The organism is Pseudomonas sp. BN505, from assembly GCF_029873175.1.
In the GTDB taxonomy this organism is placed as follows: Bacteria; Pseudomonadota; Gammaproteobacteria; order Pseudomonadales; family Pseudomonadaceae; genus Aquipseudomonas; species Aquipseudomonas putida.
Genome location: NZ_SSOI01000050.1, coordinates 167,303 through 183,276, shown reverse-complemented (window position 1 = coordinate 183,276; position 15,974 = coordinate 167,303). Strand labels below are relative to the sequence as shown.

At 62.9% G+C, this 15,974-nt stretch carries 12 protein-coding genes; 11 read left to right on the top strand and 1 reads right to left on the bottom strand.

The features are described from left to right. Position 1 precedes the first annotated feature (1 nt). The 10 genes from betA (at position 2) to E8E78_RS16835 (ending at position 13,192) form a co-directional block, all read left to right on the top strand. Positions 2–1,690, top strand: coding sequence for a choline dehydrogenase (betA, locus tag E8E78_RS16880; RefSeq protein WP_016500195.1), 1,689 nt, complete (start codon positions 2–4; stop codon positions 1,688–1,690). Between the two features lie 378 nt (positions 1,691–2,068). Then, positions 2,069–3,493, top strand: coding sequence for a D-serine/D-alanine/glycine transporter (cycA, locus tag E8E78_RS16875; RefSeq protein WP_049277098.1), 1,425 nt, complete (start codon positions 2,069–2,071; stop codon positions 3,491–3,493). A 93-nt stretch (positions 3,494–3,586) separates the two neighbouring features. Next, a complete protein-coding gene (locus E8E78_RS16870) occupies positions 3,587–5,119 on the top strand; it encodes a sigma-54-dependent transcriptional regulator (RefSeq protein ID WP_016486214.1) in 1,533 nt (510 codons plus the stop codon). Positions 5,120–5,380: 261 nt separating this feature from the next. Next, a complete protein-coding gene (gcvH, locus tag E8E78_RS16865; protein ID WP_049277096.1) occupies positions 5,381–5,758 on the top strand; it encodes a glycine cleavage system protein GcvH in 378 nt (125 codons plus the stop codon). A gap of 15 nt (positions 5,759–5,773) precedes the next feature. Further along, a complete protein-coding gene (gene gcvP, locus E8E78_RS16860) occupies positions 5,774–8,644 on the top strand; it encodes an aminomethyl-transferring glycine dehydrogenase (RefSeq protein ID WP_049277095.1) in 2,871 nt (956 codons plus the stop codon). Positions 8,645–8,707: 63 nt separating this feature from the next. Continuing rightward, a complete protein-coding gene (gene glyA / locus E8E78_RS16855; RefSeq protein ID WP_049277092.1) occupies positions 8,708–9,961 on the top strand; it encodes a serine hydroxymethyltransferase in 1,254 nt (417 codons plus the stop codon). 253 nt (positions 9,962–10,214) lie between these two features. Then, entirely contained in the window at positions 10,215–11,207 is a 993-nt protein-coding gene (gene lipA, locus E8E78_RS16850; RefSeq protein WP_049277090.1) for a lipoyl synthase, read from the top strand. A 228-nt stretch (positions 11,208–11,435) separates the two neighbouring features. Then, positions 11,436–11,576, top strand: a complete 141-nt coding sequence (locus E8E78_RS16845) for a hypothetical protein (protein ID WP_016486219.1) — start codon at positions 11,436–11,438, stop codon at positions 11,574–11,576. Between the two features lie 88 nt (positions 11,577–11,664). Next, positions 11,665–12,171, top strand: coding sequence for a peroxiredoxin (locus tag E8E78_RS16840; RefSeq protein WP_061203913.1), 507 nt, complete (start codon positions 11,665–11,667; stop codon positions 12,169–12,171). Positions 12,172–12,253: 82 nt separating this feature from the next. Then, positions 12,254–13,192: a LysR family transcriptional regulator gene (locus E8E78_RS16835; protein ID WP_016500186.1), complete on the top strand. Its 939-nt coding sequence runs from the start codon at positions 12,254–12,256 to the stop codon at positions 13,190–13,192. Here E8E78_RS16835 and E8E78_RS16830 read toward each other — a convergent pair. Beyond that, positions 13,169–14,299: a porin gene (locus E8E78_RS16830; protein ID WP_241800917.1), complete on the bottom strand. Its 1,131-nt coding sequence runs from the start codon at positions 14,297–14,299 to the stop codon at positions 13,169–13,171. The two genes, E8E78_RS16835 and E8E78_RS16830, sit on opposite strands and share 24 nt — an antisense overlap. A gap of 372 nt (positions 14,300–14,671) precedes the next feature. Between E8E78_RS16830 and E8E78_RS16825 the strand changes: the two genes are divergently transcribed. Then, entirely contained in the window at positions 14,672–15,973 is a 1,302-nt protein-coding gene (locus tag E8E78_RS16825) for an MFS transporter (RefSeq protein WP_049277086.1), read from the top strand. Position 15,974: the final 1 nt, after the last annotated feature.

The following is a 15,974-nucleotide window of genomic DNA, read 5'->3' as shown; positions in this document are numbered from 1 at the left end:
AATGACCAAGCGATACGACTACATCATCATCGGTGCGGGCTCGGCCGGCTGCGTGTTGGCCAACCGCCTCAGCGAAGACGCCGGTACTTCGGTACTGGTACTGGAGTTCGGCGGCAGCGACCGCAGCGTGCTGATCCAGATGCCCAGTGCGTTCTCCTTGCCGATGAACACCAAAAAGTACAACTGGCGCTACGAGACCGTGGCCGAGCCGCACCTCGACAACCGGCGCCTGCACTGCCCACGGGGCAAGGTGCTGGGCGGTTCGTCGTCGATCAACGGCCTTGTTTACATCCGTGGCCATGCCTGTGACTTCGATGAGTGGGAAAGCCTGGGCGCGAAAAACTGGAGCTACCGCAATTGCCTGCCGTATTTCAAACGTGCCGAGCAATACAAATTCGGTGGTGACGACTACCGGGGCGGGGCGGGGCCGCTGTCGACCAACAACGGTAACAACATGCAAAACCCGCTGTACGGCGCCTGGGTCGAAGCTGGTGCCGAGGCCGGCTACATCAAGACCGACGACTGCAACGGCTACATGCAGGAAGGCTTTGGTGCCATGCACATGACGGTGAAGGATGGCGTGCGCTGGTCCACCGCCAATGCCTACCTGCGCCCGGCCATGAGCCGGCCGAACCTGACCGTGATCACCCATGCGATGACCCGGCGCATCTTGCTGGAGGGCAAGCGGGCGGTGGGCGTGGAGTACGACCAGGGCGGGCAGACGCACAAAGTCATGTGCAACCGCGAGGTGCTGGTGGCGTCTGGCCCGATCGGTTCGCCGCACTTGCTGCAGCGCTCCGGCATTGGCCCGGCTGCGGTGCTGAAAAACGCCGGTATCGAGGTGCGCCACGACCTGCCTGGGGTGGGCGAGAACCTGCAGGACCACTCGGAAATCTACATCCAGTATGCGTGCAAGGAGCCGGTAACCCTCAACGGCAAGATGAACCTGCTGGGCAAGGCCCTGATCGGCTTGCGCTGGTTGCTGTTCAAGGACGGCCTGGGTGCCAGCAACCACTTCGAGGCGGGCGGTTTCATCCGTTCGTCCAAGGGCCTTCGCTGGCCGGACATCCAGTTTCACTTCCTGCCGGCGGCCATGCGCTACGACGGCGACAAGCCGTTCAAAGGGCATGGTTTCATGGTGCTGACCGGGCCCAACAAGCCCAAGAGCCGGGGCCATGTGCGGGCGTTGTCGGCCGACCCGTACCAGCACCCGCAAATCCGCTTCAACTACCTGGCGAGCGAAGAGGATCGCGAGGGCTTCCGCCGCTGTGTGCGGCTGACCCGCGAGATCATCGCCCAGCCGGCCATGGACCGCTACCGCGGCGAAGAGCTGGCGCCGGGGCCGCAGGTGCAGACCGACGAAGAAATCGACGCCTTCGTGCGCGCCAACATGGAAAGCACCATGCACCCGTGCGGCTCGTGCCGCATGGGCGAGGATGACATGGCGGTGGTGGACTCTGCGTTGCGTGTACACGGCTTGCAGGGGCTGCGGGTGATTGACTCCTCGGTGTTCCCGAGCGAGCCCAATGGCAACCTCAACGCCCCGACCATCATGCTGGCCGAGCGCGCCGCAGACCTGGTGCGCGGGCGCCAGCCGCTGGCACCGGCTGATGTGCCGGTTGGGCTGGTGGGGGGCTGGGAAGAAGAGCAGCGTAGCCGCAAGCCGGTGCGCGAGATGCCTGTCCGTTAAACTACCGGTTGACGCGGTCAATGTGGGAGCGGCCTTGTGTCGCGAAAGGGCTGCAAGGCCGCTCCCACAGAGGCCAGTCCAGGCCATGAGATTGGACTGAATGCGCTCCATTGGAATGATTTCGATACAGGGCGTGCAAGTACAGCGCTGGCGATGCCTTGGGCAGCACAACGGCCTGATTGACGCAAATAGATGGAGTGACTTCTTTACAGCCGGTACAGCCCTTTTCGCTAGAACCCCTCTAGCCAGCAGTATTTGCGCTTGGCACAGACCTTGCTCCCGACCTTGCACTCGCTCGGCACTGAACGTTGTTCATGCGGTCCCGAGGGTTGAACTTGTGACGTTATAAAAACAATTAAACTAGCAAGGTACATAACAATGAATAACTTGCCGCACGGTCACTGCCCGCCTGAAGGTGACGCACACGAACTCAAACGCAACCTGTCCAACCGCCATATCCAGCTGATCGCCATCGGCGGTGCCATCGGCACCGGCCTGTTCATGGGTTCGGGCAAGACCATCAGCCTGGCCGGCCCTTCCATCATCTTTGTCTACATGATCATCGGCTTCATGCTGTTCTTCGTCATGCGCGCAATGGGCGAGCTGTTGCTGTCCAACTTGCACTACAAATCGTTCATCGACTTTGCTGCCGACCTGCTAGGGCCGTGGGCGGGGTTCTTTACCGGCTGGACCTACTGGTTCTGCTGGATTGTCACCGGCATTGCCGATGTGATTGCCATTTCTGCCTATACACAATTCTGGTTCCCGGACATGCCATTGTGGATACCGGCGCTGACCTGTGTCGGGCTGTTGCTGACGCTGAACCTGATGACGGTCAAGATGTTCGGGGAAATGGAGTTCTGGTTCGCCATGATCAAGATCGTGGCCATTTGCGCGCTGGTCTGCACCGGCTTCTACATGGTGGCGGCGGCCTATCAGTCGCCGGCCGGGCATGCCGCAGCGCTCGCCAACCTGTGGAACGACGGCGGGATGTTCCCGCACGGCGCCATGGGCTTTTTCGCTGGCTTTCAGATTGCGGTGTTTGCCTTCGTCGGCATCGAGCTGGTGGGCACCACTGCGGCCGAAACCAAGAGCCCGGAGCGCAACCTGCCGCGGGCGATCAACTCGATTCCGGTGCGCATCATCGTTTTCTATGTGCTGGCGCTGATCGCCATCATGGCCGTTACCCCGTGGCGTGAAGTGGTGGCCAACAAGAGCCCCTTCGTCGAGTTGTTCGTGCTGGCCGGCCTGCCGGCAGCCGCAGGCATCATCAACTTCGTGGTACTGACCTCGGCCATGTCGTCGGCCAACAGCGGTGTGTTCTCTACCAGCCGCATGCTTTACGGCCTGGCGATGGACGGTGATGCACCTGGCAAGTTCGGCGCACTGTCCCGCCGTGCCGTGCCCTCCAACGGCCTCATCTTCTCGTGTGTGTGCCTGACCGGCGGGGCGCTGGTGATCTACCTGGTGCCGAACATGCTTGATGCTTTCACCCTGATTACCACGGTATCGGCACTGCTGTTCATGTTTGTCTGGTCGATCATCCTGCTGTCGTACCTGGCGTACCGCAAGCAGCGCGACCCTTTGCACCAGGCGTCGAAGTACAAGATGCCGGGCGGCACCGTGATGTGCCGGGTATGCCTGGCGTTCTTCGCCTTCATCCTGGCATTGCTGGCCCTGGAGGCCGACACCCGCATGGCGTTGTACCTGGTACCGGTGTGGTTTGCCGTGCTGGGCCTGGCGTACCGGTCCATCCGCCAGAAGAAACAGGCGACAGCGCAGTTGTCGTTTGACGCTGATTGACCGGCACATTCATGTGTTGCCCAAGGGGATAGCGCGCTGCGCTGTCCCCTTGTTGTCTTTTTGCCAAACAGGGATTTTGGCTGAGGAGCTTAGATGAGAATCCACGTCAACTTTGTCGACCGTGTCGGCATCACCCAGGAAATCCTGTCGCTGCTCGGGGCGCGCAACCTCAACCTGGACGCGGTGGAAATGATTCCGCCCAACGTCTACATCGATGCCCCGACGCTGTCCCCGGTCGTGCTGGATGAACTGTATGCCGCCCTGTTGGGGGTGGACGGTGTGCAGGAGGTGTCGCTGGTCGACTTCCTGCCGGGCCACCGCCGGCGCTTGCAACTGGAGGCTTTGCTGGCCGCCATGAGCGACCCGGTGCTGGCAGTGGACCCCACTGGCCATGTGCTGCTGGCCAACCCGACGCTGGTCAGCCTGGTGGGCCACGAGCCGGCGGGTGAGCCGTTGAGCAAGCTGTTTGCCGAGCCGAACCTGGCGCAGAACCTGATCGACAAGGGTTTTCGCCTGCCCATGTGCGAGGTGAGCTTTCAGGACCAGTCCCTGCTGCTGGAGGCCACGCCCATCAGCGGCGGCGCCGAAGGCCTGGTGGGCGGCTTGCTGACCCTGTACCCACCCAGCCGGATCGGCGAGCGCCTGGCCTCGCTGCTGCATGACAACGGTGAAGGGCTTGGGGCGTTGCTGGGGGAATCGGCCGCGCTGCAGGCGCTCAAGGCGCGCTTGCACAAAGTGGCGAGCCTGGAGGCGCCGTTGCTGATCCAGGGCGAGACCGGTACGGGCAAGGAGCTGGTGGCCCGTGCCTGCCATGCGCTCAGTGCCCGGCGCGATACGTCATTCCTGGCGCTGAACTGCGCAGCGCTGCCCGAAAGCCTGGCCGAAAGCGAGCTGTTCGGCTACGCCGCCGGCGCCTTTACCGGCGCCCAGCGCGGTGGCAAGCCGGGCCTGTTGGAGCTGGCCGATGGCGGGACGGTGTTTCTCGATGAAGTGGGCGAGATGTCGCCCTACCTGCAGGCCAAGCTGCTGCGCTTTCTCAACGACGGCAGTTTTCGCCGGGTGGGGGGTGGCAACGAGGTGCGGGTGAATGTGCGGGTGGTCTGCGCCACCCACCGTAACCTGGAAAACATGGTGATGGAGGGCAGTTTCCGCGAAGACCTGTACTACCGGCTGAACGTGCTCAACCTGAAGGTGCCGCCCCTGCGCGAGCGCGGCAAGGACATTCTGCTGCTGGCCGAACATTTCCTGCGCCAGGCCTGTGCGCAGATACAGCGCTCACCCTGCCGCCTGGCGTTGGCCACCCATCCGCTGCTGCTGGGCAATCGCTGGTCAGGCAATGTGCGCCAGTTGCAGAACGTGATTTTCCGCGCAGCAGCCATCAGCGAAGGCGAGGTGATCGACTGCGACGACCTGGAACTGGCCGGCACCGCATTGAGCAGCCAGCAGGCCGAGGGGGCGGAAATCGTCAGCCTCGAGGCGGCCGTGCAGGCCTTTGAAAAGGCCTTGCTGGAGAACTTGTACCAGAGCTACCCCTCGACCCGGCAACTGGCCGTGCGGCTGCAGACTTCCCACACGGCCATCGGTCAGCGCCTGCGCAAGTACGGCATCGCCAGCCGGGTCTCGTAGCTGACCCGGTTCGAATGCGCTCCACTGGAGTGATTGCGCTCCGTTTTGCCGTGGAGCCCGTATCCAGTGGCGGGCCCCACACCAGGTGATTGCCGGGCGCTGGCGGTGGAGCGAATACGCTCCGGCGCAGGTACTTCTAAAAGTTCGGATTAATGTTCTAAGGTACTGATAAATATAGAAAACATTGAGTTGGCATCGCCCTTGCTCTTGTATCTGGCAGTCCCGCACAGGGACCCACCCGATAACAAGAGAGGAACGTCCATGAGCACTCTGCGTTTTACGCCCGAACACGAATGGCTGCGTCTGGAAGCGACCGGCGAGCTGACCGTCGGCATTACCAGCTATGCCCAGCAGGCCCTGGGTGACGTGGTGTTCGTGCAACTGCCGGAGCCTGGTGAGTACGGGGAAGGCAATGAACTCGCGGTGCTCGAGTCGGTAAAGGCCGCCAGCAACATCACCATGCCGGTAACAGGCACGGTGGTAGCCGTCAACCAGGCACTGGCCGAAGACCCTGAGCTGATCAACGCCTCGCCGATGCAGGACGGCTGGTTCTTCCGTATCCAGGCCAGCAACCCTGCTGACCTCGATAGCCTGATGGACCAGGACGGCTACGAGCGCTTCCTGGCCGACAACGCCTGAACTGGGGTGGCCGCCATGAACAACCCCTGTATCCCGCTGGGCACGCTTGATGAATTTGTCGCCCGTCACATTGGCCCGCGCGAAGACGACATCGAGGCCATGCTGGCGCTGACCGGCCATGAGTCGCTCGATGCGCTGGTCGACAGCGTCATCCCCGCCAGTATAAAAGGCAGCAGTGTGCTCTCGCTGACCCCGGGGCAAGGCGAGGCAGAGGCGCTGGCCGCACTCAAGGCGATTGCCGCGAACAACCAGCTGTATCGCAACCACATCGGCCAGGGCTATTACCCTTGCCATACGCCGGCCTCGATCCTGCGCAACCTGCTGGAGAACCCGGCCTGGTACACCGCGTACACCCCGTACCAGCCGGAAATTTCCCAAGGCCGCCTGGAAGCACTGCTGAACTTCCAGACCCTGGTCAGCGACCTGACCGGTATGGAAATCGCCAACGCCTCGTTGCTCGATGAAGCCACCGCTGCCGCCGAGGCCATGACCTTCTGCAAGCGCCTGGCGAAGAACAAAGCCCCGGCGTTCTTCGCTTCCCGCGATTGCCACCCGCAAACCCTCGATGTGTTGCTTACCCGTGCGCGGCCACTGGGTATCGAGGTGGTCATCGGTGATGAGGCGGCGCTGGAGGGCCAGCCCCTGGACGGCTATTTCGGCCTGCTGTTGCAGTACCCGGCCAGTACCGGTGCAATTGTCGATCACCGGGCCTTGGTGCAACGCGCCCATGCAGCGGGCGCGCTGGTTTCGGTATCCGCAGACCTGCTGGCCCTGACTTTGCTGGCGCCCCCGGGGGAGTGGGGCGCAGACGTGGTCATCGGCAGCGCCCAGCGCTTTGGTGTGCCACTGGGTTTCGGCGGCCCGCACGCGGCATACTTCGCCACCCGCGATGTGTTCAAGCGCGACATGCCCGGCCGCCTGGTCGGCGTGTCCATCGACCGCTTCGGCAAACCGGCCTTGCGCCTGGCCATGCAGACGCGCGAGCAACATATCCGCCGCGAGAAAGCCACCAGCAACATCTGCACCGCCCAAGTGCTGCTGGCCAACATCGCCAGCATGTATGCGGTTTACCACGGCCCGCAAGGCCTGGCACAGATCGCCCGGCGGGTGCATCGCCTGACGGCGATCCTGGTGCAGGGGTTGCGCCAGCTTGGGCATCATGTCGAACAGGCGCACTTCTTCGACACCGTCAGCGTGGTAACCGCCAGGCCGTTGGCCGATGTGCTGGCGGCGGCCAACGCTGCCCGGCTGAACCTGCGCCTGATCGACGACTTACGGGTTGGCGTCGCGCTGGATGAAACCTGCGAGCAGGGGAGCGTCGAGGCCTTGTGGCAGGTGTTCGCGGGCGCCGGGCAGGCGCTTCCGGACTTCGCCGCTTTGGCTGCCGACGGTGCCGATTGCCTGCCGTCGGTGCTGCTGCGTGACACGCATTACCTGCAGCACCCGGTGTTCAACCGTTACCACTCTGAAACCGAGTTGATGCGCTACCTGCGTCGCTTGGGCGACAAGGACCTGGCCCTGGACCGCAGCATGATCGCCCTGGGCTCGTGCACCATGAAGCTCAACGCCGCCAGCGAGATGACCCCGATCACCTGGCCCGAGTTCGGCGCCCTGCACCCGTTCGCCCCGGCCAGCCAGTCGCTGGGCTACCGCCAACTGACCGATGAGCTGGAGGCCATGCTGTGTGCGGCCACCGGGTATGACGCCATGTCGTTGCAGCCCAACGCCGGGTCCCAGGGCGAGTACGCCGGCCTGCTGGCCATACGCGCCTACCACGCCAGCCGTGGCGAGGCCGGGCGTGATGTGTGCCTGATCCCGTCGTCGGCCCATGGCACCAACCCGGCCACGGCGCAGATGGCCGGCATGCAGGTGGTGGTGGTCAACTGCGATGAGCGTGGCAATGTCGATGTGGCCGACCTGCAGCACAAGGCCGAGCAACACAAGGCCAGGCTGGCGGCCCTGATGATTACCTACCCTTCGACCCACGGTGTGTTCGAAGACGGCATCACGCGAATCTGCGACATCATTCATGCGTGTGGCGGCCAGGTGTACCTGGACGGCGCCAACATGAACGCCATGGTCGGGTTGTGTGCGCCCGGCAAGTTCGGTGGCGATGTGTCGCACCTGAACCTGCACAAGACCTTCTGCATTCCCCACGGCGGTGGTGGCCCTGGGGTCGGCCCGATCGGCGTCAAGGCGCACCTGGCGCCGTTTCTGCCGGGGCACGGCCACCTGCCCAAGCAGCAGGGGGCGGTAAGTGCAGCGCCGTATGGCAGTGCCAGTATCTTGCCGATCACCTGGATGTACATCCGCATGATGGGCGGGGCAGGGCTCAAGCGTGCCTCGCAGCTGGCGATCCTCAGTGCCAACTACATTGCCCGGCGCCTGGAAGAGCACTACCCGGTGTTGTACACCGGCGAGAACGGCCTGGTGGCCCACGAGTGCATTCTTGACCTGCGCCCGCTCAAGGACAGCAGCGGCATTGGCGTGGAGGATGTGGCAAAACGGCTGATCGACTTTGGCTTCCATGCCCCGACCATGTCCTTCCCGGTGGCCGGCACGCTGATGGTCGAGCCGACCGAGAGCGAGTCCAAGGAGGAACTGGACCGCTTCTGCGCCGCGATGATCTGCATCCGCGAAGAAATTCGCGCGGTGGAAAACGGCACCCTGGACGCGCTCGACAACCCGTTGAAGAACGCCCCGCACACTGCCAGCGAACTGGTCGGTGAATGGGCCCACAGCTATAGCCGGGAACTGGCGGTGTACCCGCTTGCCGACCTGCGCGAGAGCAAGTACTGGCCGCCGGTGGGGCGCGTGGACAACGTTTACGGCGACCGCAACCTGGCCTGCGCCTGCCCGCCGCTGTCCAGCTATCAAGACGCCTGACCCTGCTGGCCCGGAGCCGCTCCGGGCCATATTTGCCCACCAGACAATCAAGGAATCACACCCATGTTCCATAAAAGCCTGACCCTGTCCGATTTCGACCCTGCGCTGTCCGAGGCCATCCGCCGCGAAGTGCAACGCCAGGAAGACCACATCGAGCTGATCGCTTCGGAAAACTACACCAGCCCGCAGGTGATGCAGGCCCAAGGTACCGAACTGACCAACAAGTACGCCGAAGGCTACCCCGGCAAGCGTTATTACGGCGGCTGCGAGCATGTCGACGTGGTCGAGCAGTTGGCCATCGACCGTGCAAAACAACTGTTCGGGGCGGGTTATGCCAACGTCCAGCCGCATTCCGGCTCCCAGGCCAACGCTGCGGTCTACCTGGCCTTGCTGCAAGCTGGCGACACCCTGTTGGGCATGAGCCTGGCGCATGGCGGCCACCTGACCCACGGTGCCAAGGTGTCGTCCTCGGGCAAGCTGTACAACGCGGTGCAATATGGCATCGACGCCAACGGCCTGATCGACTACGACGAAGTCGAGCGCCTGGCCGTCGAGCACCAGCCGAAGATGATCGTGGCGGGCTTCTCGGCCTATTCGAAAACCCTCGACTTCCCGCGTTTTCGGCAGATCGCCGACAAGGTCGGGGCCTACCTGTTCGTCGACATGGCCCACGTCGCCGGGCTGGTAGCGGCGGGGTTGTACCCCAACCCGCTGCCGTATGCCGATGTGGTCACCACCACCACCCACAAGACCCTGCGCGGGCCACGTGGTGGCCTGATTCTGGCCAAGGCGGACCCGGAGCTTGAGAAAAAGCTCAATTCGGCAGTGTTCCCGGGCGGTCAGGGCGGGCCGCTGATGCACGTGATCGCGGCCAAGGCGGTGTGCTTCAAGGAGGCTTTGGAGCCTGGCTTCAAGGACTACCAGCGCCAGGTCATCAGCAACGCCCAGGCCATGGCACAGGTGTTCATGCAGCGGGGCTTCGACGTGGTTTCAGGCGGCACCGACAACCATCTGTTCCTGGTCAGCCTGATCCGCCAGGGCATTACCGGCAAGGACGCCGATGCTGCCCTGGGGCGTGCGCACATCACGGTGAACAAGAACGCCGTGCCCAACGACCCGCAGTCGCCGTTCGTGACCTCGGGCCTGCGCATTGGCACCCCGGCGGTGACGACCCGTGGCTTCAAGGAAGCGCAGTGCCGTGCCCTGGCGAGCTGGATCTGCGACATTCTCGACCACCTCGGTGATGCTGACGTCGAAGCCCATGTGGCGGGCCAGGTCTCTGAGTTGTGCAAGCTGTTCCCGGTATATCCAGCCTGACACCAGTAACCCTTCGCCAGGCAAATGGGCCGATCTCACAGAACTGCACATCACTCAGGCTGCCGCATCACCTTGTAGGAGCAGCCTTGTGCTGCGAAGAGGCCGGTAAGGCTAAAGACTATCTGCCGCTCCGATGGCCTCTTCGCAGCGCAAGGCTGCTCCTACAGGTCTTGTGTTTGCCTTGAAATCAGTGCAGGTCAGCTGCGAGCGGACCGCTTGCGAACTCAGCCTCATCGCCAGCCAGGAGCCAGCCATGCCAACCGAACAACTGCAACACACACCACCGCGACCGCAGCCTGTGCAGGCCGGGGTAAAACTGCGCGGCGCCGAAAAGGTGGCGCGTATCCCGGTGAAAATCCTGCCCACCGAGGATGTGCCACGCAAGCCCGACTGGATTCGCGTGGCCATCCCTACCACACCCGAGGTAGCGCGGGTAAAGGCCCTGCTGCGCAAGCACAAGCTGCACAGCGTGTGCGAGGAAGCCGCCTGCCCGAACCTGGGGGAGTGCTTCTCTGGCGGTACGGCGACGTTCATGATCATGGGCGACATCTGCACCCGGCGGTGCCCGTTCTGCGACGTCGGCCATGGTCGGCCCAGGCCGCTGGACGTCGACGAGCCGAAGAACCTGGCCATCGCTATCGCCGACCTGGGCCTGAAGTACGTGGTGATCACTTCTGTGGACCGGGACGACCTGCGCGATGGCGGCGCCGGGCATTTTGCCGATTGCCTGCGCGAGATCCGCAGGCTGTCGCCGGGCATTCAGCTGGAAACCCTGGTGCCCGATTACCGCGGGCGCATGGAGGTGGCCCTGGCCATCACCGGGCAGGAACCGCCAGACGTGTTCAACCACAACCTCGAAACCGTGCCGCGCCTGTACAAGGCGGCCCGGCCGGGCTCGGCTTTCGAGTGGTCGCTGGACCTGCTGGAGCGCTTCAAGCAACAGCTACCGAAGGTGCCGACCAAGTCCGGGCTGATGCTCGGCCTGGGCGAAACCGATGAAGAAGTGATCGAAGTGATGCAGCGCATGCGCGAGCATCAGGTCGACATGCTGACGTTGGGGCAGTACTTGCAGCCTTCACGCAGCCACCTGCCGGTGCAGCGCTTCGTGCACCCGGACACCTTTGCCTGGTTTGCCGAGCAGGGCTTGGCAATGGGGTTCAGAAACGTGGCGTCCGGGCCATTGGTGCGTTCTTCCTACCATGCTGACCAGCAGGTGCAGTTAGCGGAACGCGTCGTTGCCGGTTGAGCGTTGTGCCCTGATCGCGCTTTGAAAAAGGGAGGGAGTTCAAAGTTGGCATGAAAATCTCATGTACAGCGCTTGGCATACGATTTTCGTAACCTTGCGTTCACCCTCCATGGACAAAAACAACAGGGGGCTTACATGAGTTGTCTGATTTGCGCAGGGCAGGCGCAATCCGTTGAATGCACCCATGGATGGGAAGAGCGGCATTGCTCCCAGTGTGGATGTTACCGAATGTCACAAGCGCTCATCCTGGTGATGATGGAAGAGGGGCAGATTTTCGATACGGCGCGCATGCGGGAGTGGCTGGCGGCTCGGCGTGTGCTGGTGCCCGTTCCTTCCATCGACCATACCCAGGCGATATTGGCGCGTTGAACGGACGTTGCGGCGGGCATGGTGTACCTGGCCTGGTGGACTGCGGCATCATAGCGTGCCCGGCCTTCAACGCACCCAGGAGACCACGATGATCAACACTGGCGATCTATTGCCCGACGTTACGCTGTACGAGTACAACAATGACGAGGGCGCCTGCGCGATCGGCCCCAATGCCTTTTCCGTTCACGAGCGCTGCAAGCAGAAAAAAGTGGTTGTGTTCGGTTTGCCCGGCGCGTTCACGCCTACCTGCTCCGAACGCCACGTCCCGGGTTATGTCGCTGAGGCACAAGCGTTGTTTGCCGCGGGCGTTGACGAGATTCTCTGTGTGTCCGTGAACGATGCCTTTGTCATGAATGCCTGGGGCAACAGCCTGCAGGTGGGCGAAACGGTGAGGATGATCGGCGATGGTAACGGCGAATTCAGCGACGCACTGGGCCTGATCCAGGACCTGTCGGCGCGTGGGTTGGGGCGCCGTTCGCTGCGTTACGCCATGGTGGTCGACAACCTGGTTGTCAAACACATCGCTGTCGAAGCGCCTGGCAAGTTCGAGGTCAGTGATGCGGCGAGCGTGCTGGCCACGTTGCATCACGTTTAGCCGCCAGGCCTTTCAGTCAGGGCCTGTCAGGGTCGCCAATGCCTATTTCAAACCGACCCGATAACAACAAGGGAAAAGACGGTTGAAACTGCATCAACTCAAGGCGCTGGTCGCCATCCACAACGCAGGCAGCATCCTTGAAGCTTCCAAGCTCATGCACATTACCCAGCCTGCGCTGAGTCGTTCGATCAAGGACCTGGAACGGGAGGTCGGCTTCAGCCTGTTGCAGCGCTCGCACAAAGGCATGGCCCTTACCGAGGAAGGCAAGCGTGTCATTCGCCACGCCAACCTCGTGGTGGAGAGCATTCGTCGCCTGCAGATCGAAGCGGCGAGCATTCAGGATGCCGCGCTGGGCGCTGTGTCGATCGGGGTCACATCGCTGACAGCGATGCTCGATGGTGTCGATGAGAGCATCCTGGCGTTCCGGCGCAAGTACCCGCGAGTGAAGATCACCATCACCGACTTGCGCCCCAGCCAGATCCTGCAACGCCTGCGCGACGGCAGCCTGGACTTTGCCATTACCTCGCAGCAACCGCTGAGCCGGCTGAGCCTGGACTGGGAGGCGCTGGGCAGTATCAAGGGCAGGGTGATTTGCCACGCGTCCAACGCACAAAAGTTTTCCAAGTCGCTTCGCACCTTGCAGTACGGCCACTGGATCAGCCTGGACGAGCTGTCCGACCAGGCTTCGCAGTTTCACCAGCTGTTTGAGGTGAACGGCCTTCAGGTGCCGCAGAACACCATTGAGTGCACCTCGGTGATGATGGCGCTCAAGCTGCTGAAGAACACCGAATCGTTGATGACCATCAGCGAGCTGGCGGTGGACCGGGGGTTCACCTTTGGGGTGGATTGCGAGTACGTGGCCATGGCCGTGCAGGAGCTGATTCCGGACTACCCCATCAACCTGGTCTGTATCGACCGCCACAGCCTTACGGCGCCTGCCCAGGAGCTGTTCCACAGCTTGCGCGGGCAGGTACTCAGGCAAACACGCCCAGTGGCGTCAGAAGTGGTAGTACATGCCTAGCGACACGTTGCCAGGGTTGTCGCCAACCTGATCCACCGGGGTGCCGGCGTAGGTGACGGACGACGCACGCTGGTTGGCAATCAGGCCGAGCCGTCCGTAGACGGCCCAGCGTGGGTTGATGAAATGGTCATAGCCGATCATCACCCCTGCTGCGTCCTTGTCGCGGGCGGTGACCTCGCGTTGCATCACGGCCAGGCGCAGCACATCCCGCTCGCCGACTGGCGCCATCACCCCGAAGGTGTACAGCGTGGTACTGGGCGTGCCGGCCTGGTCTACGTCCTGGCGTTGCCAGGTCAGGCTGGTGGCCAGTGGGCCGAAATCGTAGAACGCCGACAGGCTTTTGTAGTAGTTGGCGGTCTGACGTGAAGTGCCAGCGTCGTCCCAGGGGTCGCTGTAATACAGGTTGTAGGAGGCCAGCAGCATCACCCGGCTGTTGCGGTATTGCAGCCTGGCGCCGCCGCCACGCACGGTGCGCCCCTGGCTGGCGGCATCGTCGAAGCCGAAGCTTAGCGCGGTGCCGATACTGAAGCCGTTCAGGTTCGGGCTGGTGTAGGCCAGGGTGTGCTTGGGGCGCAGGTCCAGGTAAAAAGCGCCCTTGCCGGCGGCCGGCAGGGCCAGGTAGGTGTAGGGTGAGCCGTAGGTCGCCAGGAACGGGTCGGCGTAGGTGGGCGTGCCCATGCTGTAGGTCTTGCCGAACTCAAGCTTGCCCAGGGTGCGCGAGCGCAGGGCGACCGTTGCCAGGCGCAGGGTACCAATGGTGTCCCAGGTGCCCTCCAGGGCTTTGCCATTCACGTTGAAGCCTTCCTCGACGTCGAGTTCCAGCACGGTGTCGGGGTTCAGCCCCTTGCGGGCATACAGCCCGACCTTGTTGGTCCAGGCGCCGCCGCCGGCCAGGCGAAAGCCCGAGTGGTGCTGCGAGTCGTGATAGCTGGCGAACGCATCCACGGTGCCGTAGACCTTGAGCTTGTCATCGAAACCGTAATCCACCCCGTAATAACCAAAACCCGGCGCAATCCGGCCGAGCGTCGGAAAGCCCTCGGCCTGTGCCTGCGCGGCAAGGCATGCCCCTTGGATCATCAACAGCAACGACGTAATGCGAGTGTTCATTCACGACTCCAGGCCAGCACAGTGATGTGGTGGCTGTAGCGTCGATGAACAGCACGTTGCAGCGTGATTGCTTATTCGGCCATGTCATGCCGTTTGGTTAATCAAGGCACTGCGGGGCGTTACGGTTGGCGAGAAGGTCTGCGCTAGACAGGCTTGGAACACGCGCGAGGCCGCGCTTGCTGCCCGCTTGAGTGAGCACTAACGGGGCAGCGCGCAGAGGCAAGGCAATCTGTGCGCCAGTTCAGGGCAAATTGGTCAGCGAGCGGTCCGGTCAATTAACCAATGGTTAGCCACATGCCTAAACTGCAAGTGTGTTGGGTGCCCGATTGGCCGATATTCGCTGCACGCCGCGAATTGCCATCGGAGATAACAATGACTACACCGCTACCCGCACCGCCCCTCATGCAGACGGGCGCGCATTCAGCCGCGCAGGCATCTTCCTCACGTAAAACCTTGATTGCCTGCTCGCTGGGCAATGCACTGGAAATGTACGACTTCACGATCTACAGCTTTTTTGCTGTGCTGATCGGCAAGCATTTCTTCCCCTCCGAGTCGGCGATGGCTTCGTTGCTGATGTCGCTGGCCACCTTCGGTGTCGGTTTCCTCATGCGCCCGGTGGGGGCGATGGTCATCGGTCGCTATGCCGACCGGCGCGGGCGCAAGGCGGCATTGAGCCTGACCATCGGGCTGATGACCTTGGGTACTGCGCTGATCGCATTTGCGCCCACCTATTCGCAGATCGGCATTTTCGCAACCCTGTTGCTGGTGGCTGGCCGGCTCATCCAGGGCATGTCGGCCGGCGGGGAGGTGGGTACTGCCTCGGTGTTCCTGATGGAGTCCAGTGCGGTTGGCAACCGTTGCCAGAACGTCAGCTGGCAGGCCGCCAGCCAGGGATACGCCGCATTGCTGGGGGCCGGCTTTGGCTTTGCCCTCAGCCAGTTGCTCGACCCCGCGGCCCTGGAAAGCTGGGGGTGGCGGGTCCCGTTCATGTTCGGCCTGCTGATCGGCCCGGTCGGTTGGTACATTCGCACGCGTTTGCCAGAAACCCATGAGGCCGCCCCGGCGCACAAGGCCGACCAGGTGCTGGACGCCGAGCTGCTCAAACGTATCGCCCAGGGTATCGGCCTGATGGCCAGCTCGACCATCGGCATGTACCTGTTCGTGTTCTACATGCCCACCTACCTGACCACGGCCTTGCATTACCCGGCCGGCAGCGCTATGGCGATTGCCTGTATCAGCAGCGGCTGCATGGCGGTCATCTGCCCGTTGGCGGGCAAGTTTGCCGACAAGTACCAGCTGCGCAAGCGCCTGCTGGGGTGGACGGTTGCCATGCCGGTGGTGCTGACCCTGCCGGTGTTCTACCTGCTTGGGCAGGTGCAGCATATGGGCCTGGCCATGATGTGCGTGGCGGTCCTGATCCTGCCGACCTGCATCGGTGCCGGTGCGTTCTTTGCGCTGATGATGGAGGGTTTCCCGAAAGCGCGGCGCTCGTTCGGCACCTCGGTCAGCTACAGCCTGGGCGTGACGATTTTCGGCGGCTTCTCGCCGCTGGTGGCGACCTGGCTGATTGCTGCGCTCGGCACCCCGATGGCGCCGGCCTACTTCCTGTTGGCCGGCGGCGTTGTCAGCCTGGCCTGCCTCAAATACTTCCCCGAAAACAAAGGATGCGAGTGAC